This window comes from Devosia sp. P1_H9, assembly GCF_056405135.1.
In genome coordinates this window covers 229805-254770 of record NZ_JBFUCQ010000002.1, presented here as the reverse complement: position 1 = coordinate 254770, position 24966 = coordinate 229805, and the positions used below count along the sequence as shown (strand labels likewise).

Annotated in this window: 28 protein-coding genes; 18 read left to right on the top strand and 10 right to left on the bottom strand. The window is 65.1% G+C overall.

The features are described 5' to 3' along the window. Positions 1-68 precede the first annotated feature (68 nt). The gene (gene ruvX, locus AC1DYL_RS04445) at positions 69-542 is read right to left on the bottom strand and encodes a Holliday junction resolvase RuvX (protein WP_477172194.1); all 474 of its coding nucleotides are present in this window, start codon (positions 540-542) and stop codon (positions 69-71) included. A 53-nt stretch (positions 543-595) separates the two neighbouring features. Between ruvX and AC1DYL_RS04440 the strand changes: the two genes are divergently transcribed. The 5 genes from AC1DYL_RS04440 to AC1DYL_RS04420 all read left to right on the top strand — a co-directional run bounded on the left by AC1DYL_RS04440 (position 596) and on the right by AC1DYL_RS04420 (position 3965). Beyond that, entirely contained in the window at positions 596-1111 is a 516-nt protein-coding gene (locus tag AC1DYL_RS04440) for a hypothetical protein (protein ID WP_477172193.1), read from the top strand. Between the two features lie 82 nt (positions 1112-1193). Beyond that, the gene (gatC, locus tag AC1DYL_RS04435; protein ID WP_477149161.1) at positions 1194-1481 is read left to right on the top strand and encodes an Asp-tRNA(Asn)/Glu-tRNA(Gln) amidotransferase subunit GatC; all 288 of its coding nucleotides are present in this window, start codon (positions 1194-1196) and stop codon (positions 1479-1481) included. Between the two features lie 5 nt (positions 1482-1486). Then, on the top strand, positions 1487-1966 hold the full coding sequence (locus tag AC1DYL_RS04430; protein WP_477172192.1) for a GNAT family N-acetyltransferase: 480 nt from the start codon (positions 1487-1489) through the stop codon (positions 1964-1966). A 76-nt stretch (positions 1967-2042) separates the two neighbouring features. Next, positions 2043-3527, top strand: coding sequence for an Asp-tRNA(Asn)/Glu-tRNA(Gln) amidotransferase subunit GatA (gene gatA, locus AC1DYL_RS04425; RefSeq protein WP_477172191.1), 1485 nt, complete (start codon positions 2043-2045; stop codon positions 3525-3527). Positions 3528-3650: 123 nt separating this feature from the next. Further along, on the top strand, positions 3651-3965 hold the full coding sequence (locus tag AC1DYL_RS04420; RefSeq protein ID WP_477149164.1) for a hypothetical protein: 315 nt from the start codon (positions 3651-3653) through the stop codon (positions 3963-3965). Between the two features lie 373 nt (positions 3966-4338). On the opposite strand, the gene AC1DYL_RS04415 is transcribed toward AC1DYL_RS04420, so the two are convergent. Continuing rightward, positions 4339-4596 (bottom strand): YjhX family toxin, encoded by a 258-nt coding sequence (locus AC1DYL_RS04415; RefSeq protein WP_477149165.1) that lies wholly within the window; start codon positions 4594-4596, stop codon positions 4339-4341. Positions 4597-4906: 310 nt separating this feature from the next. Between AC1DYL_RS04415 and AC1DYL_RS04410 the strand changes: the two genes are divergently transcribed. The 6 genes from AC1DYL_RS04410 (at position 4907) to AC1DYL_RS04385 (ending at position 8626) form a co-directional block, all read left to right on the top strand. Then, positions 4907-5215, top strand: a complete 309-nt coding sequence (locus AC1DYL_RS04410; protein WP_477158164.1) for a chorismate mutase — start codon at positions 4907-4909, stop codon at positions 5213-5215. A gap of 27 nt (positions 5216-5242) precedes the next feature. Then, the gene (locus tag AC1DYL_RS04405; RefSeq protein ID WP_477149167.1) at positions 5243-5764 is read left to right on the top strand and encodes an N-acetyltransferase family protein; all 522 of its coding nucleotides are present in this window, start codon (positions 5243-5245) and stop codon (positions 5762-5764) included. A 15-nt stretch (positions 5765-5779) separates the two neighbouring features. Continuing rightward, on the top strand, positions 5780-6259 hold the full coding sequence (locus AC1DYL_RS04400; protein WP_477172420.1) for an N-acetyltransferase family protein: 480 nt from the start codon (positions 5780-5782) through the stop codon (positions 6257-6259). Then, positions 6256-7758: an Asp-tRNA(Asn)/Glu-tRNA(Gln) amidotransferase subunit GatB gene (gatB, locus tag AC1DYL_RS04395; protein WP_477149168.1), complete on the top strand. Its 1503-nt coding sequence runs from the start codon at positions 6256-6258 to the stop codon at positions 7756-7758. The genes AC1DYL_RS04400 and gatB overlap by 4 nt, the downstream gene beginning before the upstream one ends. 9 nt (positions 7759-7767) lie before the next feature. Further along, complete coding sequence (locus tag AC1DYL_RS04390) at positions 7768-8061, top strand: DUF1330 domain-containing protein (RefSeq protein ID WP_477172190.1); 294 nt, start codon at positions 7768-7770, stop codon at positions 8059-8061. A gap of 79 nt (positions 8062-8140) precedes the next feature. Continuing rightward, complete coding sequence (locus AC1DYL_RS04385; protein WP_477149170.1) at positions 8141-8626, top strand: VOC family protein; 486 nt, start codon at positions 8141-8143, stop codon at positions 8624-8626. Here the strand turns inward: AC1DYL_RS04385 and AC1DYL_RS04380 are convergent, their stop codons facing one another. The 3 genes from AC1DYL_RS04380 to AC1DYL_RS04370 all read right to left on the bottom strand — a co-directional run bounded on the left by AC1DYL_RS04380 (position 8627) and on the right by AC1DYL_RS04370 (position 10611). Then, positions 8627-9211 carry a carboxymuconolactone decarboxylase family protein gene (locus AC1DYL_RS04380; protein ID WP_477149171.1) on the bottom strand — a complete coding sequence of 195 codons (585 nt, stop codon included), beginning with the start codon at positions 9209-9211 and terminating at the stop codon, positions 8627-8629. 102 nt (positions 9212-9313) lie between these two features. After that, positions 9314-10204: a DMT family transporter gene (locus tag AC1DYL_RS04375; RefSeq protein WP_477172189.1), complete on the bottom strand. Its 891-nt coding sequence runs from the start codon at positions 10202-10204 to the stop codon at positions 9314-9316. Positions 10205-10224: 20 nt separating this feature from the next. Then, positions 10225-10611, bottom strand: a complete 387-nt coding sequence (locus AC1DYL_RS04370; RefSeq protein ID WP_477172188.1) for a tautomerase family protein — start codon at positions 10609-10611, stop codon at positions 10225-10227. Positions 10612-10769: 158 nt separating this feature from the next. Here AC1DYL_RS04370 and AC1DYL_RS04365 point away from each other — a divergent pair, with 158 nt between their 5' ends. Beyond that, a complete protein-coding gene (locus tag AC1DYL_RS04365; RefSeq protein WP_477172187.1) occupies positions 10770-11735 on the top strand; it encodes a bifunctional helix-turn-helix transcriptional regulator/GNAT family N-acetyltransferase in 966 nt (321 codons plus the stop codon). Here the strand turns inward: AC1DYL_RS04365 and AC1DYL_RS04360 are convergent. From AC1DYL_RS04360 to purM, 4 genes are read right to left on the bottom strand one after another with little or no spacing between them, the layout of a single operon-like run. Continuing rightward, positions 11732-12238: a P-loop nucleotide/nucleoside kinase family protein gene (locus AC1DYL_RS04360; protein WP_477172186.1), complete on the bottom strand. Its 507-nt coding sequence runs from the start codon at positions 12236-12238 to the stop codon at positions 11732-11734. The genes AC1DYL_RS04365 and AC1DYL_RS04360 overlap by 4 nt on opposite strands. A 3-nt stretch (positions 12239-12241) precedes the next feature. Then, positions 12242-12841, bottom strand: coding sequence for a phosphoribosylglycinamide formyltransferase (purN, locus tag AC1DYL_RS04355; protein WP_477172185.1), 600 nt, complete (start codon positions 12839-12841; stop codon positions 12242-12244). Then, positions 12834-13316, bottom strand: coding sequence for a P-loop nucleotide/nucleoside kinase family protein (locus AC1DYL_RS04350; protein ID WP_477172184.1), 483 nt, complete (start codon positions 13314-13316; stop codon positions 12834-12836). Before AC1DYL_RS04350 ends, purN begins: the two co-directional genes overlap by 8 nt. A gap of 2 nt (positions 13317-13318) precedes the next feature. Next, positions 13319-14395, bottom strand: a complete 1077-nt coding sequence (gene purM, locus AC1DYL_RS04345; protein ID WP_477172183.1) for a phosphoribosylformylglycinamidine cyclo-ligase — start codon at positions 14393-14395, stop codon at positions 13319-13321. 87 nt (positions 14396-14482) lie between these two features. On the opposite strand from purM, the gene AC1DYL_RS04340 reads away from it, so the two are divergent. Genes AC1DYL_RS04340 through AC1DYL_RS04325 form a run of 4 tightly spaced genes read left to right on the top strand, consistent with a single transcriptional unit; the run spans position 14483 to position 20055 of the window. Further along, the gene (locus tag AC1DYL_RS04340) at positions 14483-15616 is read left to right on the top strand and encodes an AI-2E family transporter (RefSeq protein WP_477172182.1); all 1134 of its coding nucleotides are present in this window, start codon (positions 14483-14485) and stop codon (positions 15614-15616) included. Then, the gene (locus AC1DYL_RS04335) at positions 15613-16353 is read left to right on the top strand and encodes a P-loop NTPase family protein (RefSeq protein ID WP_477172181.1); all 741 of its coding nucleotides are present in this window, start codon (positions 15613-15615) and stop codon (positions 16351-16353) included. Before AC1DYL_RS04340 ends, AC1DYL_RS04335 begins: the two co-directional genes overlap by 4 nt. 1 nt (position 16354) lies before the next feature. Further along, a complete protein-coding gene (locus AC1DYL_RS04330; protein ID WP_477149181.1) occupies positions 16355-18520 on the top strand; it encodes an RNA degradosome polyphosphate kinase in 2166 nt (721 codons plus the stop codon). Beyond that, positions 18517-20055 (top strand): Ppx/GppA phosphatase family protein, encoded by a 1539-nt coding sequence (locus tag AC1DYL_RS04325; RefSeq protein WP_477172180.1) that lies wholly within the window; start codon positions 18517-18519, stop codon positions 20053-20055. The genes AC1DYL_RS04330 and AC1DYL_RS04325 overlap by 4 nt, the downstream gene beginning before the upstream one ends. A 10-nt stretch (positions 20056-20065) precedes the next feature. On the opposite strand, the gene rnd is transcribed toward AC1DYL_RS04325, so the two are convergent. Beyond that, a complete protein-coding gene (gene rnd / locus AC1DYL_RS04320) occupies positions 20066-21229 on the bottom strand; it encodes a ribonuclease D (RefSeq protein WP_477172179.1) in 1164 nt (387 codons plus the stop codon). Between the two features lie 177 nt (positions 21230-21406). Between rnd and aspS the strand changes: the two genes are divergently transcribed. Further along, positions 21407-23179, top strand: a complete 1773-nt coding sequence (gene aspS / locus AC1DYL_RS04315; protein ID WP_477172419.1) for an aspartate--tRNA ligase — start codon at positions 21407-21409, stop codon at positions 23177-23179. Between the two features lie 153 nt (positions 23180-23332). Beyond that, positions 23333-24922: an EAL domain-containing protein gene (locus AC1DYL_RS04310; RefSeq protein WP_477172178.1), complete on the top strand. Its 1590-nt coding sequence runs from the start codon at positions 23333-23335 to the stop codon at positions 24920-24922. Positions 24923-24966 lie beyond the last annotated feature (44 nt).

Genomic DNA, 24966 nt, shown 5'->3' with positions numbered 1-24966 from the left:
TCGCGGGGGTCTAACGCGAGGGGGCGAGCATGTACAGTCTGGCCGTGCATTTTCCAGAAGCTGATTGGCTACAGGGATCCTCTACGGAGCCGCTCCAGCGCGCCTTGCAGGATGTAGCTCGCGGCGAGCTTGTCGACGACCTCGGCGCGCTTGTCGCGGCGGACATCGGCCTCGATCAGCGTGCGGGTGACGGCCGAGGTGGAGAGCCGTTCGTCCCAGAAGACGATGGGGATGCTGATCTTCGCCGCGAGATTGCGGGCAAAGGCGCGGGTGGACTGGACCCGTGGCCCTTCGGAGCCATCCATATTGAGCGGCAGGCCGAGCACGATGCCGACCGCGTCATTCTCCGCGATCAGTTCCTGCAGCCGAATCGCATCCTGCGTGAACTTCAGCCGCTTGATGGTCTCGAGCGGCGTCGCCGAGTAGCGCATGCCGTCCGAGATGGCGACGCCGATAGTCTTGGTGCCGAGATCGAGCCCGAGCAGCTTGCCCGTCAGAGGCAGGGCGGTCAGCGGGTTGAGAGCGTCGTCTGTCACGCGCATCCTTTGCATCAGCTTCAGTTCTGGCTACCTGTGGCGCTGACAAGAGGCAAGCAATGAAACTCACCTGGTTCGGCGGCACCACGATCCGCGTTCATATTGGCGGCAAGATACTCGTGGCGGATCTCGCGGGGATTGGCGGGGTCGATCCCGAGGAACTGGTTTCGGGGGCGGATGCGACGTTTGCGCTGGATGGCAGCCTGCCCGAGATCGACCCGGTGCTGTGGCAGCCGGGGCGGGCGGGGACTATGCTCGATGAGGATGTGCTGGGCGAGGTGACCGCGCACGGGCTGGCCGGCGGCGCGCTGATTGCCGCGGTCGGCGAGGCGCCGCTGCTGTTGCTGGCTGGCGCCGTGCCTAAGGCCGGGCGCTGGGCGCGGGATGCGGTGGTTGTGGTGTTTGGCGACGAGGGCGACAGGCTTGCGGCCGAGGTGCTGGAGGCGTTTGGGCCGCGGCTGATAGCGGTTGCCGGGCCCGATGCGGTGGTGGAGCGGGCTTTCGGGGCGCTGCGGGATCGGCTCGATGGCACGGCACTGGTGGCGCTCGAGGCTGGGATGGCTTTGGAAGTTTGATGGCGCCCATCAACGCTTTTCGTTTTTCTTGCACACGTTCCGTTGCTAGAACGCCGGAAATCGTGACGTTCGGAGTGACCCCATGTCGGTAGATGCCGCCACCGTGAAGCGTATTGGCCGCTTGGCCCGCATTCGCATCGAGGAAGGCGAGGTCGAGACCTATCGCAATGAGCTCAATGCGATCCTGGGTTTCGTCGAGCAACTCGGTGAGGTCGACGTGACGGGCGTCGAGCCGATGACCTCGGTGACGCCGATGACGCTGCGCCGGCGCGAGGACAAGGTCACCGACGGTGGTTACCCGGACAAGATCGTCGCCAACGCGCCACTGACCGAAGACAACTTCTTCATGGTGCCCAAGGTCGTCGAGTAAGCGCCATGGTCACCATCGCCATCGAGACGCCGCTGCAGGATGATGTCCGCGGGTTGGTCGAAGAGTTGAACGCGCACCTGATTCCGCTGTCGCCGCTGGAGTTCCAGTTCAAGATGACGGTCGAGCAGATGGCCGGCGCCGACACCACCCTGTTCGTGGCGCGCAACGAGGTCGGCGAGGCCGTCGGCTGCGGAGCGCTGAAGGTGATCTCGGCCGACGAGGGCGAAGTGAAGCGCATGTACACCCGGCCGTCGGTTCGCGGGCAGCGGGTGGGTTCGGGGCTGCTCGAAGCGATCACCGAGCTGGCGCGGTCGAAGGGGATCTCGCACTTGCTGCTGGAGACCGGGACGGGGCCGGGGATGAGCGAAGCGCACCGGCTCTATACCAATAGCGGCTTCACCGAGCGCGGGCCGTTTCTCGACTATCCCGAGAGCGAGTGGTCGGTTTTCTTCGAGAAGCGTATCGGGCAGCCGGCTGTCGCCTGATGTTGCGGTAATCGCGATGCCGCTATAGGAACGGCGGTCGACTAATCCCCGCGTCCCTTCCTCGCGAGCCAAGCCTTTGACCGACCTTACCCGCCTGACCCTTGCCGCCGCTCGTGATGGGCTGAAGGCCAAGGATTTCACCTCGAGCGAACTGACCGACGCCTATCTGACGGCGATCGAGGGGGCCAACCCCAAGCTCAATGCCTATGTGGCGGTGACCGGCGAGCAGGCGCAGGCGCAGGCAAAGGCCAGCGACGCCAGGCTCGCGGCCGGGCAGGGCGGTCCGCTCGAGGGGATTCCGCTGGGGATCAAGGACCTGTTCGCGACCAAGGGCGTCCATACCCAGGCGGCGAGCCACATCCTCGACAGCTTCAAGCCCGAGTACGAATCGAGCGTCACCAGCAACCTGTGGCGTGACGGCGCGGTGATGCTGGGCAAGCTGAACATGGACGAGTTCGCCATGGGCTCGTCGAACGAGACCAGCTACTACGGCCCGGTGATCAACCCGTGGCGGGCGAACAACTCGAACGCCCAGCTGGTGCCGGGCGGCTCGTCCGGCGGCTCTGCCTCGGCGGTTTCCGCCTGGCTCTGTGCCGCGGCAACTGCGACAGATACCGGCGGCTCGATCCGCCAGCCGGCGGCGCTGACCGGCACGGTGGGCATCAAGCCGACCTACGGCCGCTGCTCACGCTGGGGCGTCGTGGCGTTTGCGTCGTCGCTCGACCAGGCCGGCCCGATTGCCCGCACTGTCGAGGACGCGGCGATCATGATGACCTCGATGTCCGGGTTCGATCCGAAGGACTCGACCAGCGTCGACCTCGCCGTGCCGGATTTCGCGGCGGCGGTGGAGCGCGGCGTGAAGGGGCTCGTCATCGGCATTCCGCGCGAGTACCGCATGGACGGCATGCCGGCGGAGATCGAGGCGCTGTGGCAACAGGGCATCGCCTGGCTGAAGGCCGAGGGTGCAACGGTGCGCGACATCTCGCTGCCGCACACGAAGTACGCCCTGCCGGCTTATTACATCGTGGCGCCGGCCGAGGCCTCGTCGAACCTCGCTCGCTATGACGGCGTGAAGTACGGCCTGCGCGATACCGGCAAGGACATCACCGACCTTTACGAGATGACCCGCGCCGATGGTTTCGGCCGCGAGGTGAAGCGCCGCATCATGATCGGCACCTACGTTCTGTCGGCGGGCTATTATGACGCCTATTACGTGCAGGCGCAGAAGGTCCGTACGCTGATCAAGCGCGACTTCGAGATCGTCTTCAACGACGGCGTCGACGCCATCCTGACCCCGGCGACCCCGTCGGCGGCGTTCGGCATCGGCGACGAGGACATGAAGGCCGATCCGGTCAAGATGTACCTCAACGACGTGTTCACGGTGACCGTGAACATGGCCGGGCTGCCGGGAATCGCGGTTCCAGCCGGCAAGGACGGCGCAGGTCTGCCGCTCGGCCTGCAGCTGATCGGCAAGCCGTTCGACGAGGAAACGCTGTTCGCGGCGGGCCGTGTCATCGAGCGTTCGGCCGGTATCGACTTCAGCCCCGACAAGTGGTGGTAGTCACCGTCAGAGTCGAAACCGCTTGAAGCATAGCGGTTTCAGCACTATTTGCCGCCCATGCGCAAATTGAGACTTGTCGACCTCCCGGCCAAGCCGGCGGTTTCGTTTCAGAGGATTGGCTCCATGGCCGATGTGTTCACGACCCTCGACTGGTCGGCCCCGCCCAAGGATATGTCCAAGCCTCTGCAGGCCCTGTGGTGGATGAAGAAGGGCGAGTTGCGCGTCGGCCCCGAATGGGAAGAAGCGCATCGCATCGTCCAGGCGATGGAGGGCACGTTCGAGTTCGACTGGGTGCACGCGCTGCTGCACTGGATCGAAGCCGACATGGGCAATGCCGACTACTGGTATCGCCGCGCCGGCCGCAAGCGCGCCACGGCAAGCGTGTCCGCCGAGTGGGAACACATCGCCAAGGAATTGAGCGGCGTCACGCAGCACTAAAAGCCCGACTGGCCGAGCCATCGGGGTTTTCTTGTCAGTCTTGCCGTTTCTTGCGAAGCGGCATGGGCGGGACTTCGTCCCTGTGCCGGTCGTCCGGCAAACTGTACAAAGGTTGGGACTCTCGCCCCGCCCATTGCGAACGGTCTTTTGGCTCGATGGTGCGCAAAGCGGACGCTTCCACCAAACCCTGGCCAGGACGCCTCCCAACCAGCCCGAACCCTCCCCGCGACGCCGCGTAGCGCCTCGCATCGGAAAGGTGGAGGGAAGGTACGAGATGGCTGGAGTGCGGGGATAAGTTTCTTTGCAGGTCGAGGGAGACGGCCCCCTCCCGGCCTCCCCCATGAAGGGGGAGGTGAAGAGGGGACCATCGACGCTACCTGTTGTCGTACTCGCTCCGCACCAGCTCGAGGCCGCGCCGGGTGATGCGGTAGGGGCGGCCGCTGCTGGAGGCGATGGCGTTCTTGTTCTTCAGTTTGCGGAACAGGCTGAGGTTGCATTGCTGCATCAACCAGCCGTCGCGGTTGAGGCATTCGACGCTGACGACCTTGCCGTTCGGGGCTTTGAGCACGTGAATAGCGCCGCCCTGCGCGAGTGCGTGCAGCACCCGCTGTTCCTCGCGGGAAATATCCATGGAAGTCTAGACCTTGGGATGCGTGGAAAGAAGGCCCGGCCAGCATCTCGCCTGGCAGGTCGCCTGGTTCCAAACCCCGTCGCAACGCGTCGTGAGCCCTAGGGCTCAGCGGGCGGACGGGGTACTACGCAATCTCAACTTTGCTAGACATGGGGCAGTCCATTTCTTGACGGCGCCGCGATATCGCCTTGCCGATGAACGATGGCTGAATAGCCGATGAGCGGATTCTGCGCCAGCGTTGCGGTTGCAATCCCGGTTCCGCCGGTGCAAACCAGCAACAGTGAAAGTCCTGCCAACGAGTGCCTCCCCCGTGACCAAAGCCCCCGCCGAATGCCAGACCAAGGAAGATGTACGCGTCGAGATCGACCGGATCGATCAGGCGCTGCTGACCCTGCTCGCCGAGCGGCACGGCTATGTGACGCGGATGGCTGAGATCAAGACCGATCCGCACGAGGCGTATGATCCGACCCGCATCGAGTCGATCATCGCCAAGCAGCGCAAACGCGCCGAAGAGCTGGAACTCGACGAGGACCAGGCAGAGTTGATCTGGCGCACGCTGATCAACTGGAATGTGAACTACGAAAAGGGCATTATCGCTGCACGCAAGCGCCACGGCTGAGTTAGGCTGGTTGCAGTGGAGACTTCGATGACGTCGCCGGAGATCACGATCCGCAAGGCTGTGGCGAGCGAGGCAGAGCGTCTCGCCGACATCGCGCTGCTCGCCTGGGAGCGCGACCTGAAGCCCTTCCTCAGCGGGGAAGCGGCTAGCCGCCAGAACGAGAAGCGCCGGCTTGGCATTGCCGTCCACGAACTGCTGGACCGCACCATCGTCGCCGAGATCGACAGCTCTCCGGTGGCCTGGTGCGCGCGGGCGCGGAGCCGGCCCTACATCCCGTATCTGTTTGTCACCCCGTCGCTGCAGAACCAGGGCATCGGCTCGCTGCTGCTCAGGCGGATGGAATCGATCATCGAGCTCGAGGGCGCCGACCGGGTGCAACTCGATACGCTGAGCGACAACGTGCGGGCCGTGAACTTCTACCAGCACCAGGGCTATCGCATCCTGGTGCTGAAGCGCGAGGGCGCCACCGGCAGCGACCCGCAAACCAGCGTGCGGCTGGAAAAGCGGCTCTCCCCGTACCGCGGTCCGCTGACCGACGACGAAGACTGAGAAATCAACGTGAGCATGACGGTGCGGCGCGCCCGGCAGGAGGAGGCCGTGATCCTTGGCGACATTGGCTTTGCCGCCTGGGAGGCCAGCGCCTTTGCCGAGGGCGACGTCGGCAGGGTCGATCGCGACCGGTTGCGCGAGGAGTTCCGTGGCTTCGGGGTCAGTCATGCACCGACCATCCTCGTTGCCGAAGCCGGCGGCCAGGCGCTCGGCTGGGGCGCACGCGAGGATAACAACCAGCTGATCTCGGACCTCTGGGTTGCGCCTGAGGCGCAGGGGCGCGGTGTCGGCAGTCTACTGCTGGAAGCGCTGGTCGCCGAGATCAGGGCCGCCCACTACCCATTGGCCGCGCTCGAGACGCTGGCCAGCAACGCGCGAGCGATCGGCTTCTACCAGCGGCACGGATTTGCTGTCGTCTGGCGCAGGGAGAAGTTTTCCGCCTCGCTCGGTTATGCCATAGACAAAGTTGGAATGAACAAGAGCCTTAGCCCATGACCCTCATCGATACCCGCACCCCCAACCCCAAGAGCTTCATCAAGGGAGCCACCGGGGACTGGGAGATCGTCATCGGCATGGAAGTGCATGCGCAGGTGACCTCGGAGAGCAAGCTGTTCTCCGGCTCCTCGACCGAGTTCGGCTCGCCGCCGAACTCCAATGTGAGCTTCGTCGACGCGGCGATGCCCGGCATGCTGCCGGTGATCAACGACGAGTGCGTTCGCCAGGCGGTGCGGACCGGGCTGGGGCTCAAGGCCAAGATCAACAAGCGCTCGATCTTCGATCGGAAGAACTACTTCTATCCGGACCTGCCGCAGGGCTACCAGATCAGCCAGTTCAAGGATCCGATCGTCGGTGAGGGCTCGGTGTTCCTCGACATGGGTGGCGAGGAGCACATCGAGATCGGCATCGAGCGGCTGCATCTTGAGCAGGACGCCGGCAAGTCGATCCACGACCAGCACCCGAACCTGAGCTTCGTCGATCTCAACCGCTCGGGCGTGGCGCTGATGGAGATCGTGTCGAAGCCCGACCTCCGGAACTCCGACGAGGCCAAGGCGTACCTCTCGAAGCTGCGCACGATCCTGCGCTATCTCGGCACCTGCGACGGCAACATGGAGCAGGGCTCGATGCGCGCCGACATCAACGTCTCGGTGCGCAAGCCCGGTGGCGAGTTCGGTACGCGCTGCGAAATCAAGAACGTCAACTCGATCCGCTTCGCCGGCCAGGCGATCGAGTTCGAGGCGCGCCGCCAGATCGACATCCTCGAGGATGGCGGCAAGATCGACCAGGAGACGCGGCTCTACGACCCCAAGACCGGCGAGACGCGCTCGATGCGGAGCAAGGAAGAGGCGCACGATTATCGCTACTTCCCCGATCCGGACCTCTTGCCGCTGGAATTCGACCAGGCTTTCATCGACGAGCTGGCCAAGCACCTGCCGGAGCTGCCGGACGACAAGGAAGCCCGCTTCATCAAGGAATATGGCGTGACGCCGTATGACGCGATGGTGCTGACGCTGGAGCGCGAGACGGCCGACTACTACGAAGCCGCGGTGAAGTTCGGCGGGACCAAGCGCGACGGCAAGGCGGTGGCCAACCTCGTTACCGGCGACATCGCAGCGTTCGCCAACAGCCAGGGGCTGTCGGCGTTCGAGACGCACATCAAGCCGAGCCAGATCGCTGGCATCGTCGACCTCGTGGCGGCCGGGACGATCTCGTCCAAGGGCGCCAAGGACCTGCTGCAGGTGATCATCGCCGAGGAGCCCGAAGGCGAGCCGGCCGAGATCGTCGAGCGGCGCGGCATGAAGCAGGTGACTGACCTGGGCGCCATCGAGGCGGTGATCGACGAGATCATCGCAGCCAACCCGGGCCAGGTGGCTGCCGTGCAGGCGAAGCCGACCATGCTCGGCTGGTTCGTCGGCCAGGCCATGAAGGCCTCGGGCGGCAAGGCCAACCCGCAGGCGCTGAACGAGATCCTGAAGAAGAAGCTGGGGCTCGAGTAGGAGGGGCCGATGGCCAAGGGCTACTGGGTCGTCAACATCAAGGTCAGCGACCCCGAGACGTACAAGCAGTACCAGGCCTCCGTCCGGCCCTTCCTGGCCGCCAATGACGGCCGCTTCGTCGTCCGCGGCGGCCAGGTGAGCGTCGTCGAGGGCCAGGTCGGCCCTCGCGTCGTAGTGGTCGAGTTTCCGAGCTACGACCACGCGTTCCGCGCATACCACTCGCCGGAATACCAGGAGGCAATGAAGACGCGGCTGAACTCCAGCACCGCCAACTTTGCCATCGTCGAGGGTTTTGGCGGCTGACGCACGAATAGGCATCGGCTTCGGAACCGTCTTCCGCTCCGCATCGTTGACGAGAAACCCCTCGTCAAAGGAGCCTGCGATGTCCGTGCTCAACCGTGTCCTGTTCAATGTCCTCTGCAAGGACCTCGCCGACAGTACCAAGTTCTACAAGGAGCTGTTCGGGCTCGAGACGATCTACGACAGCGACTGGTTCGTGGTGCTCACGCCGAAGGGTCAGGCGAATGTGCAGATCGGGTTGATCGACCAGATGAGCCAGTTCACCCCGCGCCACGCCTGGGGCATGCATGAGGGGACGTACCTGACCTTCGAGGTGGACGACGTGTTCGAGGTGCTGGACCGGGCGCGCGCCATGGGCGCCGAGGTGGTGTCCGAGGCGATCGCGCTCGACTACGGCCAGACGCGTGGGCTGATCCGCGATCTCAACGGCATGGTGATCGACGTGTCGACGCCAACCGCCCAGCTTGCCATGCGCGAGGACGTGATCATCGAGGATGGCGAACGCCGCACTGCCATCGATCAGCAGCAGCCGGAGGACCGCGGCTCGGCATCGCGGCCCGTCTGGTAGCTAGGTCGGCTTGCCCACCGTCATTGCGGCACGGAACGCCGGATCGGGATCGAGCCAGGTGGATTCGGGCATCGCACCGACGGCATCGAAATATCGGCTCATGAAGCAGCGGTAGGAGGCGCAGAAGGCTATGTCGGCGATCTCCCGGTCGGTGAAGCCGTGCTTGCGGAGCCTTTCGACATCCTCCTCGGTGATGAGGCTGGCGTCCCGCGCAACCTGCTCGGCGTAAGCCAGCATCGCAACGGTCTTGGCCGCGAGACCGGCGCTGCGGAAATCGTGCTGGATGGCGAATACCTTCTCCTTGGAGCCCAGGTCATTCACCAGCAGCTTGGCATAGACATGCGAGCAATAGGTGGACGGGATTTGCTTGGCTGCGATCAGGGTGATCAGCCGCCAGCTCACCAGGCCCAGCGAGAAGTTGTTGCGCGCGGCATGCAGCAGATGCTCGACCATCGGGGAGAGGTGCGGCAGCGCTGTCCAGCACTTGGTGCCTTCCATGACGAAGCCAAGCGCCTTGGCCTCATCCCGGTAGATTTCGGCGATCTCGCCGGTGGCATCCTTCTCGTCGATCGTTCCGATAAACACGTCTGGCCTCCTCAGGTCATATGATGACTGAGGACACTAAGTCGCGAAGCTGAACCGGACTTGAACGGAAGTGCTCTATCACCGGTTAGGGCAGGGAGGAGATCAGGCCGGCGCTTTGCGCCAGCCTTTCACCAGGCGGCCATCGATGAATACGAGGCCGAGGAAAATCACGACGATGCCGAGGATATGCACCAGCTCGAAGCGCTCGTGCAGGACCAGCACGCCGAGCAGGATCGCCGAGATCGGGGTGATGAAGGTGTTGAGCGACAGGTTGGTGGCGCCGACGCGGGGCAGCAGCCAGTACACCAGGAGGAAGCTGAAGCTGGTGGAGAACACCGAGATGCCGAACAGCGCCGCCCAGGTCTCGGGCAGGGTGATCACTGGGATGCCGCTGAAGAACAGCGCGATGGGGATCGACACCAGCGCCGCGCCGGTCAGCGAGCTCGAGGCGACCGCATAGGGTTCGACCTTGGCGAAACGCCGGGCATAGTTGAGGGTCAGGGCATAGCAGAGCGTGGCAACGAACGCCGCGAGCAGGCCAATCACCTGCGCCGAGGCGCCGACGCCGAGCGACGGCAAGGACAGAATGACCGCGCCGGCAAAGCCGATGGCAACGCCCACCACCTTGTTCCACGTCGCCTTCTCGCCGCCCGGCCAGAGCTGAGAAACGATCACCGTGGTCATCGGAGTCATGCCGTTGATGACGCCGACGATGGAGCTGGCGACGGTTTGCTCGGCGAACGGGAACAGCGCGAACGGGATGGCGTAGTTGAGAATGCCGAGAACGAGAAACTGCACATAGAGCTTGGGATCGGTGGGCAGCTTCTTGCGGGTGGCGAAGAAGACCACCCAGCAAATTGCGGCGCCGATGGTGACGCGCCCCGCCGCGACCCATAGCGGGCTGATCTCCCGGATCAGCACGGCGTTGAACAGGAACGAACAGCCCCAGACGGCGCCGAGCAGGATGATGAGCAGCCAGTATTGCAGTTTCATGGGGTGATCCGTTCCGTTGGTCAGACGTCGACCTTGAAGCCGAGTTCTATGTCACTGGCAGCCTTGCCGCCCAGCCCCCAATTTTCGCGCGGCACGTCATGGACGATGACCTTGAGGTCGGACGGGGCGATGTCGAAGGCGGCCAGCTCGGCGACGAGACTGGCATAGAGCTGGCGCTTGGCATCCAGCGACCGCCCGGAAAACATGGCGATCTCGATGATCGTGTAGTGAGGGCCGCGTCCGGGCGGCGGGGCGAAGGCTTCGCCGGAGTATTCGAGGATTCGGATGTCGCGATCCTGCTGCGGGATGCGGATGCCCTCGACCAGCGCTCGCTGGACGGCGGCGATGAACTCGGCGTGGCGGCCGCCGAGCCAGCCGGCTCGGGTTTCGACGCGTGTGGACGGCATGGGCAATTCTCCAAGCCGCCATAGATGGACCCGCAAAGGGAGTCGCGTCGAACCGATTTTGACGATGGGACCCATCGATTCTGGTGATGGGCGGATGCCTCTGGCTCGCATCGCGAGGATATGTTAGTGCTTACATATCTCCGCTTCGAGGAACGAAGATGACCTATCTCGGCGACATGGGGCTGCTCTCCCTTGGCAGCCAGCTCAAGGCGATCAGCGACCAGCTCTATGCGATGGCGGACGAGATCTATGTGCGCCACGGCATTGAGCTGCAGGGCCGCTGGTTCCCGATCCTGCGGCTGCTGCACGATCGCGGCCCGCTGACTGTGGGCGAGATCGCTACGGCTGTCGGGCAGACGCATTCGGCGATCAGCCAGCTAACGACGCGGCTGGTACGCGATGGCTGGGTCAGTACGTCGAGCGATGCCGACGACAGGCGCACGCGGCGGCTGGCGCTGACCGCAAAGGCCGAGGCGACCCTGCAGGCAGCAAAGCCCTTGTGGCGGGCTATTCGCGAGGGCCTGGCAGAGCGCGTTCGCGGCGCCGGGCTCGATGCGGAGGCGCTGCTCTCCGGGCTCGAGCAGGTGGCGGCGCCGGGGCTGGCGGATATCATCGCGGCCAAGGTGCGCGCGCATCAGCAGGACGCCGTCCGGATCGTCCCGCTGCGACCGGAGTTGCGGGAGCACTTCTACCGGCTCAACGCCATCTGGCTCGAACGCTACTTCGTGCTGGAACCCTACGATATCGAGGTGATGTCGAACCCCGAGGCGATCGTCGAGCACGGTGGCGCCGTGCTGTTCGCGCTGCTCGGTGGCGCGGTCGTGGGGACCTGTGCGCTGAAGCAGCACGCGCCGGGGGAATACGAGCTCACCAAGATGGGCGTCGACCCATCGGCGCAGGGCGTCGGCATCGGCCGGCGGCTGATCGAGGCGGCGATCGCCGAGTTCGAGCGGCTGGGCGGGCGGGAGTTGTTCCTCGAGACCAATACCCGGCTCGAATCAGCGATCCATCTCTACGAACGCACCGGGTTTGAGCACCAGCCGGCGGTCCGCGCGGGCTCGCCCTATGACCGAGCCAATGTCTACATGATCTGGCGCGGCCACTCGGCGACGAAGGCGGCCTAAGGGGCCGACGGAGCGAGGCGGGCGATGATGCGGTCGACCGCATCGGGGGGAGGCTCGTGCGACGTGTCGACGACCAGGGTCCCCGACGGGAATGGCTCGAATGTGATGGCCTCTACCTCGGCCCAGGTCGGCAGCGCGTGGCCCGCGATCTCGGCGGCGCGGGTTTCGACGCGGCGGCGGTGTTCGGCCGGGTCGGAGCAATGGACGCCGACCAGTAGAGCGCGGACCGCGAGCCGTCCGCCGAGCTCGTGCCACGCGTCTCGGCTGATGGCGGCGGCGTTGACCGCGTCTGCAACCACGGCGGTACCGGCGCGCAGCGTATCTTCGGCTATTGCGAAAGCGACCGCGTAGCCCTCGACGCCGACGGGCGAGGCCGCCCCGGCCCGGATCAGGGCCTGTTCGATACTGTCGATGCGCAGATAGGCCGCGCGAAGGCGGGCGGCGAGCAGTTTGGCGATCGTCGACTTGCCGCTGCCGGGGAGGCCGCTGAGCGCGATTAGCATGGCTCAGCCCGGCCGGTAGAGGGCTTCGCCGCGCGCCAGCATGGCGAGCGCTTCGGGATAGGCGCGATGCTCCTCGACGAGGATGCGGGCACCCAAGGTCTCCTCGGTGTCGCCGGGCAGGATCGGCACGCGGCGCTGCAGGATAGCCGGGCCCTCGTCCGTGCCGGGGGTAACGAAATGCACGGTGCACCCGCTCTCGCTGTCGCCGGCATCGAGCGCCTGCTGCTGGGGGTGGAGTCCCTTGTGCAGCGGCAGGAGCGAGGGATGGACGTTGATCATCCGGCCTTCCCACTTGGCAGTGAACTCCGGCGTGAAGATACGCATGAAGCCCGCGAGCGCGATGATGTCGGGGCGCCAGAGCTTCAGCACGTCGCCCAGCGCCAGCTCGAACCCGGTACGGCTGGGATAATCCTTGTGCCAGCGCCAGGCGGTGGCGATGCCGTGGCTGGCGGCGGACTGCAGGCCTGCTGCATCGGGCTTGTTGGCGAACACGCCGACGATCTGCGCCGGGTAGTCCGGCGCCTTGGCGGCCTCGATCAGCGCGGACATGTTGGAACCGCGGCCGGAGATGAGGATGGCGACGCGCTTCTTGGGTTCAGTCACGAGGCATGGCCTTTGCTGGGGGATCGTAGAGGGCGAGTTCGTCAGGCGTCGGCACTTCGAACGCCGCCGCGGCATCTTCTAGCATGGCGCGGCCGATCGGCGGCGATTCCCTGCCGCGCTGGGTGACGCGGTCGAGCAACACGTCGATTGGGGCATCCATATGGATGAGTTCCACAGCGGCACCGAGGGCACGCGCACCCTCGCGCAGGGCATCGCGTTCGGAACGGGCCCAAGTGCCCCACTCGATAACGGCGGTGCCGCCAAGGGCGAGCAGACTCTGCGCCGCCTGCCATTGCAGCGTCTCGATGCCGGCACGCTTCTGCTCATCCCACAAGTTGATGCCGAGGGCATCCATCCAGTCGTCGGGCGAATAGCGGACGCCGTAATGCCGCTCGGCCAGCTCGGTCGCGAGCGTAGTCTTGCCCGATCCGGGCAGGCCGCAGATGATGATGAGGCGACCGCGCGGACCGGCCATTTCTAGAGGGCCAGTGCGCCTTCGAATGTCACGGGTTCGCCAGTACGGGGGCGGAGTTCACCGACGATTGCCGCGGTTTCGCCAGCTGCAGCAAGATGTTCGACGAGTTTGCTCGCGTCATCCTTCGAGACGGCGCAGAGCATGCCGACGCCGCAATTGAAAGTGCGGAGCATCTCGCGCTCGTTCATGCCACCGACCCGGGCCAGCCAGCCGAACACCTTGGGTACGGTGATCCGGTTCAGCTCGATATGGGCCGACAGGCTGTCGGGCAGGACGCGCGGGATGTTGTCGATGAAGCCGCCGCCGGTGATGTGGGCGAGGGCCTTGATGCCGATGCCGGCCTTCAGCGCCGAGAGCAGCGGCTTGACGTAGATGCGGGTCGGAACCAGCAGCGCGTCGCTGAGCGACTTGCCGGGCTCGAACGGGGCGGGCAGGTACCAGTCGATGCCTGAGACTTCGACGATCTTCCTAACCAGCGAATAGCCGTTGGAATGGACGCCCGAGGACGCGATGGCGACGAGCACGTCGCCGGCCTCGATATCTTCACGCGGCAGGAGCGTGCCGCGCTCGGCGGCACCGACGGCGAAGCCGGCGAGGTCGTAGTCCTTGCCATGGTACATGCCCGGCATTTCGGCAGTCTCGCCGCCGATCAGCGCGCATCCGGCGATGCGGCAGCCCTCGGCGATGCCTTCGACGATCGCGGCGCCGGTGGCGACGTCGAGCTTACCGGTGGCGAAATAGTCGAGGAAGAACAGGGGCTCGGCGCCCTGCACGATGATGTCGTTGACGCACATCGCGACGAGGTCGATGCCGATGGTGCCGTTATTGCCGGTCTCGATGGCAATCTTCAGCTTGGTGCCCACGCCGTCATTGGCGGCGACGAGGATCGGGTCGACGAAGCCGGCGGCCTTAAGATCGAACAGGCCGCCGAAGCCGCCGATTTCCGCGTCGGCGCCGGAGCGGCGGGTGGACCGGACGGCGGGCTTGATGGCCTCGACAAGCGCGTTGCCCGCGTCTATGTCGACGCCGGCCTGCTTGTACGAGAGCCCGTTTGATGGCACGTTTTGCGCGTCGGACATGGGCTGTTCGCCAGATTTTCAGGGGTTGCGGAATTGCCGAGCGCTGATAACCGCTCCACCTCGGTGAAGCAAGAGACGCCCGGGACGTTGAGCCTAAGATATCAGGTCGTGATCTGGGCGGGGCTGTTTCTTGCGGCCATCCTGCTGCTCTGGGTCTTCCGGTCGATCCTCCTGCCGTTCGTCGTGGGACTGACGCTCGCCTACCTGCTCAATCCGGTGGTTAACTGGTTGCAGAAGCTGGGGATTGGCCGTTCGTGGGGCTCCATGCTGGTGCTGCTGCTGGTGCTGATCCTGCTGCTCGGGCTACTGCTGGCCCTGGTGCCGCTGGTCGCGGTGCAGGTCGGCGGTCTCATCGCCGGCTTGCCTGGATATGTTGCCGATTTGCAGGACCTGCTGCGGCAATACATGCCGCAGTTCACCGAATGGCTCGGTCCAGAGCGCACGGCGCAACTCGAAAACAGCCTCACCGACCTCATCGGCCGTGGCGTCGAGTTCGCTGGAATCATCACCGCGACGCTGGCGCAGAGCGGGCTGACGGTGATCAACACCATCGCCGTGCTGTTCATCACCCCGGTTGTCGCATTCTACCTGCTGGTCGACTGGGAGGGCATGGTCAAGAAGGTCGATGACCTGCTGCCGCGCCGTTATCGCGGCGAAATCCGTGGCGTGATCGCCGATATCGACAAGGCGATGGCCGGCGTGATCCGCGGGCAGGGCTCGGTCATCCTCGTGCTCTGCGTGTACTACGCCACGTCGCTGACGCTGGCGGGGTTGAATTACGGGCTGGCCATCGGGCTGATCGGCGGCATCCTGAGCTTCGTCCCCTATGTAGGGTTTTTCGTCGGCTTCGCGCTGTCGATGACGGTGGCTCTGGTGCAGTTCTGGCCCGATCGCTGGGTGTTCGTGCTGATCGTGCTGCTGATCTACATCGTCGGCCAGTTCCTCGAGGGCAACATCCTCTACCCCAAGCTGGTCGGGCAGAGCATCAACATCAACCCGGTCTGGCTGATGTTCGCGCTGTTCGCCTTTGCCCTGCTGTTCGGCTTTGTCGGCCTGCTGCTGGCGGTGCCGCTTGCGGCCATCTCGGGGGTGCTGACGCGGTTCGCGCTGACCAAGTATCAGCAATCGAGCCTCTATCTCGGACCCGATGACCTTCCCGCAGAAGCGCAGGCGGTGGTGGCAAAACCGGCACGGAAGCCGCGTGTTGCGGCGGAGAAATGATTATCGCTGATTCCGCTCAACCGGGGCGCGGCCAGCTGGCACTGGATCTGGGGCACGAGGCATCGCATGCCGAGGCCGACTTCATCGTCGGCGAGGGCAACCGGCTGGCGCATGCGCATATCCTGGCATTTCCGCATTGGCCCGGACCACTGACGTTGATCGAGGGCGCAGCGAGCGCCGGGAAATCGCATCTGGCACGGATCTGGGCGGAGCGGGCAGGGGCCGAGCACGCCACGCCGCCAACCGCCGAGGCGTTGTCGCGCGATGGTGGGACGCAGCCACTGGTGGTCGAGGATGCCGATCGGGCGGGCTATGACGAGGCGGCGCTGTTCCACCTTCTCAACCAATCGATGCGCGATCGGCGGCCGGTGCTGCTGACGGCGCGGGAGTCGGTTGCAAACTGGCCGTTCGCGACCGATGATTTGAAATCGCGGGCCAGACTCGCGGCGCATTTCACCGTGTCACTGAGCGACGATATCCAATTGTCACAGATGTTCGTGAAGCTGTTCGATGACCGCCAGGTGACCGTTGAGCCCAAGATCATTGCTTACCTGGTGGCTCGCATGGAACGATCGTCCGAAGAGGCGGTTGCGCTTGCGGGGATGATGGATCGCATGGCGCTGGAGCGCGGTACCGCCATCAATCGTGCCATTGCCAGCGAAGCGCTCAGGCAGCGCAGCGCGCTGCGCGACGATACTCAACTGGCCCTAGACCTCGGAGCCGACGACGATGAATGAAATGAGCGAAATCGCCGAAGAACAGGTTGGCGAGGCTCCGGACGTCAGCGAGCTGCGCCAGAGCCCGGCGCGCTTCGTCAACCGCGAGGTCAGCTGGCTGCAGTTCAACATGCGCGTGCTGGAGGAGGCGGGTAACATCAATCATCCGCTGCTCGAGCGGTTGCGGTTCGTGTCGATCTCGGCCAACAACCTCGACGAGTTCTTTATGGTGCGCGTCGCCGGGCTGAAGGGCCAACTGCGCGCCGGCCTGACCAAACAGAGCGCGGACGGGCTGAGCCCCGCCGAGCAGCTCGAAGAGATCGCGACGCTGGCCCAGCACCTGCATCTCGAGCAGCAGGACCATTGGCAGCAGCTGCGCGAAGAGCTGTTCGCCAAGGATGTAGTGATCCATGAGGCCGACGATCTGACGCCGGAGCAGGTGAAGTACCTGCAAAAGCTGTTCCGCGAAGAGATCTTTCCGGTGCTGACCCCGATCGCGGTCGATCCGGCGCACCCGTTCCCGTTCATCCCCAATCTGGGCTTCACGCTGGCTTTCGAGATGGTGCGCGAGGGGACGGCCCAGACGCTGACCGCGCTGGTGCGCGTGCCGTCCAATCTCGACCGCTTCGTGACGCTTCCGAACGAGCTGGCGGCGCCGAACCGGGTCGAGGTGGTGACCATCGACACCCTGATCAACCGGTTCATCGACAAGATGTTTCCGGGCTACACCGTGTCCGGCTCGGGCGCCTTCCGCATCATCCGCGACAGCGAAATCGAAATCGACGACGAAGCGGCCGACCTGGTGGTGGAGTTCGAATCCGCGCTGCGGCAGCGCCGCCGCGGCATGGTGATCCGCCTCGAGATCGAAAAGAAGATGCCGCGCGCCTTGCGCCGCCACATCTCCGAGCGGCTCGGGGTGGGACCGACCGACACGTTCGAGGTCGAGGGCTTTCTGGGGCTCGCCGACGCATCGAAGATCTGCGACATCGATCGGGCGGACCTGCGGTTCCCGCCTTACCAGCCGCGTTTCCCGGAGCGCGTCCGCGATTTCAATGGCGACATCTTCGCCGCCATCCGGGCCAAGGACCTGTTGGTCCACCATCCGTTCGAAAGCTTCGATGTGGTGGCGCAGTTCCTGATGCAGGCAGCGCGCGACCCTGACGTGGTGGCGATCAAGCAGACGCTCTATCGCACGTCGCGCGACAGCCCGATCGTCAAGGCGCTGGTGCAGGCCGCCGAAGCGGGCAAGACCGTGACGGCGCTGGTGGAACTGAAGGCGCGCTTCGATGAGGAGGCCAACATCCGCTGGGCCCGGGACCTTGAGCGCGCCGGCGCACAGGTGGTGTTCGGCTTCATCGAGCTGAAGACACACGCCAAGATGAGCCAGGTGGTGCGGCGCGAGGGTGGGAAACTGGTGAGCTATTGCCACCTCGGGACCGGCAATTACCATCCGATCACCGCCAAGATTTACACCGACCTCAGCTACTTCACGACCGAGCCGTCGATCACCCGCGACGTGGCACGGGTGTTCAACTTCATCACGGGCTATGCACGGCCCGCGGAGATGGAGGCGATCGCGTTTTCGCCAGTGACGCTGCGGCAGACGCTGCTCGATCACATCGCCCGCGAGATCGAGTTCGCCGAACGGAACGAGCCGGCCAATATCTGGCTGAAGATGAATGCCCTGGTCGACCCGGAGATCATTGACGCCCTCTACGACGCCAGCCGCAAGGGCGTGAAGATCGAGCTGATCGTGCGCGGCATCTGCTGCCTGAGGCCAGGTATCCCGGGCTTCTCGGATAATATCCGGGTGAAGTCGCTGGTCGGGCGCTTCCTCGAGCACAGCCGCATCTTCTGCTTCGGGCAAGGGGCGCTGCTGCCTTCGCGCAAGGCCAAGGTCTACATGAGCTCGGCTGACATCATGCTGCGCAACCTCGATTGGCGCGTCGAGGTGATGGTGCCGATTCTCAACACCACGGTGCACGAGCAGATTCTCGATCGCACCATGGTTGCGTATTTGAAAGACAACCAGCAGAGCTGGGAGGTGCTTCCCGACGGCAGTTCCGATAGGATAAAGCCCAGGGAGGGCGAGGAGCCCTACAATGCGCACGACTACTTCATGACGCACGCGAGCCTCTCCGGACGCGGTACGGCTCTGAAGCGCGACAACGAAGAGAGAAGCCAGTGAACCAATACTGGGGCGTCGACGCCGACCCCACCGCGCAGGGCCGCCTCAAGGGCGCACGTCCTGTTGCCGTGCTCGATATCGGGTCGAACTCGGTTCGTCTCGTGGTCTACGAACGGCATGCCCGCTCGCTGACCCCGCTCTACAACGAGAAGACTGCCTGTGCGCTCGGCCGTGGCTTGGCCCAGACCGGCAAGATTGCCTACGAGAACATCGACCGCGCACTGACGGCGATCCAGCGCTTTGCGCTGGTGTCGCGGCTGATGCGGGTGGGCACGACGCATATTCTCGCGACGTCCGCTGTGCGCGAGGCCTCCAATTCCAAGGCCTTCGTCGACGCGGTCGAGGAGATCATGGGCGCCAAGGTGACGGTACTGTCCGGCGCCGAGGAGGCGCATTTCGCGGCGCTGGGCGCGATCTCGGGCATGCCCGGATTCGTCGGCGTGGTCGGCGATCTCGGCGGCGGCAGCCTCGAGCTGTCCTCGATCGCCGACGGGACCGATTCGACCGGCGAGACCCATGAGCTCGGCGTCATCCGGCTGCAGGACGATTCGGAGAACTCGCCGGCAAAGGCGCAGGCCGTGGCCAAGCGCCGGCTGAAGAAATCAGCGCTGTTGACGGCGAGGGGCGGCAGTTTCTGCGCCATCGGCGGCACCTGGCGGTCGCTCGCCAAGGTGCATCAGGTGCTGCGCGACTATCCGCTGCACATGGTGCAGCACTACGAGGTCGCCGCCGCAGACATGCTCGAGCTGTGCGAGCAGATCGTTGCGGCGACGGCGGCGGGCAAGCCCTACACCGGCTCCGAGCATGTCAGCTCCAGCCGGCGCGAGCTGGTGCCATACGGCGCCGCGGTGATGATCGAAGTGCTGAAGGCCGGCAAGTTCGACACCGTGGTGTTCTCGGCGCTGGGCGTCCGCGAGGGCTATCTCTACGGCCTGCTCGGCGACGCCGAGCGATCGGTGGACCCGCTCATGCAGACCGCCGAGCAGATGAGCGTGCTGCGTTCGCGCTCGCCGGCGCATGCCGAGGATCTGATCGAGTTCACCGCGGAGTTTCTGACCACGGTGGGGATCACCGAGACCGAGGAAGAGCTGCGGCTACGCAAGGTTGCCTGCTACCTTGCCGATATCGGCTGGCGCGGGCATCCGGACTATCGCGGTGAGCAGGCGGTCGACATGGTCGCCTACGGCTCGGCTACCGGCGTCGACCACCCGGGCCGGGCGTTCCTCGCCGAGGTGCTGGCGGTGCGCTACATGGGCCTGAAGCAGAAATCGATGAGCCAGAGCCTGCTGGCGCTTTCCGGAGCGGGGATGAGCGCCCGGGCGCGGCTACTGGGCGCGGCGTTCCGCGTCGCCTACCCGATGTCGGCGGCGATGCCGGGCGTGCTGCCGCGTGTCAGCTTCTCGGTCGACAAGGGCATCCTGAAACTGCACCTGCCGACGGACCTGGCGTTCCTCGACGGCGAGCACCTGCGCGGCAGGTTGGATCAGCTGGCGGGCGTGGTGGGGATCAAGTTGACGGATGTGGTGGCGGGGTAGGGCCTGAGCCCTACTCCTCGTCGTCCAAGATCTCGATCTCGATCACGCCTTGCTTGCTCGCGGCGAGCCCGAGTTTGCCGTGCTTGATGGCCAGCGCCTTGTCGCCGAACAGCTTGCGGCGCCAGCCTTTGAGGGCCGCCACATCTGCGTCGTCGTCGAGTACCAGGGCGTCGATGTCGTCCGAGGTGGCGATGATGCGGGAGGCGACGCCATTATCTTCGGCGACGGACTTCAGCAGCACGCGCAGCAGGTCGCCGACGGCGCCCTTGGGGGAGGGGCCGCGGTAGCGGTCCGGCAGCTTGGGAAGGTCGGCTTTGTTGAGGGCCTCGACGTCCTTGAGGATCGAGACGATCTCACCGGCTGCGGACGAGCGGCCGTAGCCGCGCTGCACGGCGCGCAGCTTGTCGAAGCTCTCGGGGTTGAGCGGACGCTGCATGGCCAGTTCGATCAGCGCGTCATCCTTGAGGATGCGGCTGCGCGGCTGGTCGGTATCCTGGGCGCGCTGCTCGCGCCAGGCGGCGAGCGCCTTGAGGGCTGCGACATCGCGCGGCTTGGTGAGGCGCGCCTTGAGCCGCTCCCAGGCGTGCTCGGGCTGCACCACGTAGGTGTGGATGGACTCGAGCACCGCGAGCTCGTCCTCGACCCAGTCCCAGCGGCCGGTGTCGTCGACCTGCTTGACCAGCGCGGCGTAGACATCGCGGAGGTGGGTCACGTCGGCGAGGGCGTAGGTTTTCTGCTTCTCGGTGAGCGGCCGGGCCGACCAATCGGTGAAGCGCGAGGACTTGTCGAGTTCGACCTTGGTGATCGAGCGGACCAGGTTGTCATAGCTGACGCTGTCGCCGAAGCCGCAGACCGAAGCGGCGACCTGGGTGTCGAAGATATTCACCGGCACCTTGCCGGTAAGCTTGACGAAGATTTCGATATCCTGGCGCGCCGCGTGGAAGACCTTACGGACCTTGTCGCTGGCGAGGAGCTTGAAGAACGGCGACAAATCGAGGCCGGGGGCGAGCGGATCGATCAGGACCGCTTCGTCGAGAGTTGCCGCCTGCAAGAGGCAAAGCTTCGGCCAGTAGGTTGTTTCGCGCAGGAACTCGGTATCGACCGTCACGAAATCATAACCGGCGGCGCGCTTTGAAAAGGCAGCGAGCACGTCGGTCGAAGTAATGAGCTCCATCAAGACTCTTTCAAGGGCAGCAAGACTAGAGCCCTTGCATAACAGGCGAATCCAGCACCTGCCAGCGTCGAATCACAGCTTGGTTGCCAGCGGTAGCCCTCAACTTGACAATTGCGCCCTCGCGTGCGCTTGTCCGGCCCCGAAATCCGCCTGCCTCAGAGACAAGAGATGAGTGAAATGCACCGCTATCGCACCCATACCTGCGCCGCCCTTCGTCAGGGTGACGTGGGCAATAATGTGCGGCTTTCGGGCTGGGTGCATCGCGTCCGCGACCACGGTGGGCTGCTGTTCATCGACCTGCGCGACCATTACGGCCTGACCCAGCTGGTCGTGGATCCGGATTCGCCTGCGTTCAAGGACGCCGAGCGCGTACGCTCGGAATGGGTGATCCGCGTCGATGGCGAAGTGAAGCAGCGCACGCCCGAGACGGTGAACGGCAAGCAGCCGACGGGCCAGGTCGAAGTGTTCATCCGCGAGCTCGAAGTGCTGAGCGAGGCGACCGAGCTGCCGCTGCCAGTGTTCGCCGAACCGGACTATCCGGAAGACATCCGGCTCAAGTACCGCTTCCTCGACCTACGCCGCGAGACGCTGCACGCCAACATCGTCAAGCGCACCAAGGTGATCTCGTCAATGCGCCGACGCATGGGCGATATCGGCTTTGCCGAATACTCGACCCCGATCCTCACCGCGTCGTCGCCGGAAGGGGCGCGCGACTTCCTGGTGCCGAGCCGCATCCATCCGGGCAAGTTCTTCGCCCTGCCGCAGGCGCCGCAGCAATATAAGCAGCTGCTGATGGTGGCCGGGTTCGATCGCTATTTCCAGATCGCGCCGTGCTTCCGCGACGAAGACCCGCGCGCCGACCGCCTGCCGGGCGAGTTCTACCAGCTCGACCTCGAGATGAGCTTCGTCACCCAGGAAGAGATCTGGGACACCATGCAGCCTGTCATCACCGGGCTGTTCGAGGAGTTCGCCGACGGCAAGCCCGTGACCAAGGAATGGCCACGCATCCCGTATGACACGGCGGTGCGGAAGTACGGCTCGGACAAGCCGGACCTGCGCAACCCGATCGAGATGCAGGAAGTCACCGAGCACTTCCGCGGCTCGGGCTTCGGCGTGTTCGCCAACCAGATCGCCAGTGACGACAAGGTCGAGGTCTGGGCCATTCCGGCCAAGACCGGCGGCAGCCGCGCCTTCTGCGATCGTATGAACGCCTGGGCGCAGTCGCAGGGCCAGCCGGGCCTCGGCTACATCTTCTTCAAGGACGGCGCGGGCTCGGGCCCTGTGGCCAAGAACATCGGCGAAGAGCGCACGGCGGCGATCCGCACCCAGCTCGGTCTCGCCGACGGCGACGCCGTGTTCTTCGTGCTTGGCCGGCCGGACAAGATGTACAAGTTCGCCGGCGAGGCGCGGGTGAAGGTCGGTCTCGATCTCAACCTGACGCACCTCGACCAGTTCAAGTTGTGCTGGATCGTCGACTTCCCGTTCTACGAGTGGAGCGAGGAAGAAAAGCGCGTCGACTTCGCGCATAACCCCTTCTCGATGCCGCGGGGCGGGATCGAGGCGCTGAACTCGCAGGACCCGCTGACCATCAAGGCGTACCAGTACGACGCGGTGTGCAACGGCTTCGAGATCGCGTCCGGCTCGATCCGTAACCAGCTGCCCGAGACCATGGTCAAGGCGTTCGAGCTGACCGGCAAGTCGCGCGCCGAGGTCGAGGAGCAGTTCGGCGGCCTCTACCGCGCCTTCCAGTACGGCGCCCCGCCGCATGGTGGTGCCGCCTTCGGCATCGACCGCATCGTCATGCTGATCTGCGGCGCGCAGAACCTGCGCGAGATCACGCTGTTCCCGATGAACCAGCAGGCCGAAGACCTGCTGATGGGCGCCCCGAGCCCGGCCGAGCCCAAGCAGCTGCGCGAGCTGCACGTGCGGGTGATCGCGGACGCGAAGTAGCCGGCGGCGAATTGGGTATTTCAAAGGGCGCCTTCGGGCGCCCTTTTCGTTTGCGTCCCATTCCGGCACGCCGACGCAATCAGCGTTAACACTCTCTTAAAGTCCGCCCGCTAGGCATTTGTTGCCTATCTCCGTCGGGGGCGGATTCGCTCGGTGAAGTCCAAGTATTCCCATGCGCTGATGCTGCTCGCGGCCATTGCTGCGTTTCTGCCGGTCATGGCGGTGGATTTCGTGCTCGATTCCTACGTGCGGGTGCGCGAGCGGGCGCTGCTGCAGCAATCGGTTGACGCAGTGGCGGGGAGGGTGCAGGCGACCGCTTACGACACCATCGCCTCGCTGCGCCGCATCCTCGCGGAAAGCCCGTCGCTCTGCACGCCGAGCTTCATCGCCAACGTGCACCGGCAGATGGAGCAGAGCCTGTATCTCAAGCAGGTGCTGGTCGAGAACGCGGACGGCGTCCAGTACTGCGACGCGCTCGGCAAGGACGTGAAGTACTCGCCGCTGTCCCGGCCGCTGTCGGTGCCCAACCAGACCGAGACCATCGAGGTGGCGAAGTATGCCGACCTGCGGATGCCCGTGCTGAAGATCACCCAGGCCTTCGGGACGGCGCGCCGCGTCTCGGCGTTCGCGCCGATCCTCGCGGCGGAGCCGGACAGCCTGCTGAACGGACTGAAGCCCACGTCGATGGTCCGTGTCTCGCTGACCGACGGGGCTGAGATCGTGACCGTCGGCGACCCCAAGGCGTATGACAGCCGGGGTGAGATCGAGTTCGTCACGGCGGAGAGCTTTGCCGGCGAGCTGCCGATCCGCGTGACGGCCGCCGTCCCGTTCGCCATGGTGCGGGCCGACTACGGCGATCTCGACGCCAGCTTCACGGTGGTGGCGGCGCTGATGTGCGGGGCGTTCCTGATCCTTGCGCTGCAATACGTGCGACGCTCGGACCTGCCCGCCTTCGATCTCGAGAGGGCGATCGCGGCGGGCGAGTTGAAGCCCTACTATCAGCCGGTGATCAATCTCAGGACCGGAGCGCTGGCCGGGTGCGAGGTGCTCTGCCGGTGGGAGAAGAAGAACGGCGAGGTGGTGCCGCCTGGGGCCTTTATCGAATATGCCGAACTCACCGGCCTGGCCCTGCCGATGACGGTGAGCCTGATGCAGCAGGTGAAGGCCGATCTTGGCGGCATCTGTCGCGACATGCCGGACATCAAGATCTCGATCAACCTGTTCGAGGGGCACTTCCGCGACGGCAATGTCGTCGACGACGTGCATACGATCTTTGCCAACTCGTCGATCAATTTCCGCCAGCTCGTGTTCGAAATCACCGAGCGCAAGCCGCTCGAGAAGATGGCCCAGGCGCAGAGCGTCATCGCCGGGCTGCACGCGCTGGGCTGCCGGCTGGCGATGGACGATGCCGGCACCGGGCACTCGAACCTCGCCTACCTGCAGACGCTGGGCGTCGACGTGGTGAAGATCGACCGGGTATTCGTCGACATGATCAAGGCGGACGGGTCGCCCGTGCCGGTGCTGGACGGCCTTATCTCGATGGCGCGCGACCTTGGCACCGAGATTGTCGCCGAGGGTGTCGAGACGGAGGCGCAGGCGCTCTACCTGCGGGCGCGCGGCGTGGTGCATGCGCAGGGGTACCTGTTTGCGCCGGCGCTGAAGGCCGGCGCGTTCCGTGATCTGGCGCGGGCGCTGAATGCACCGGTGGCGTTGCCGGGGCTGGCGCAGGTGAGCGCGGCGTAGCCGAAGAGCCGGTGCGAGCGGCCCCCTCACCTCTGGCCCCTCCC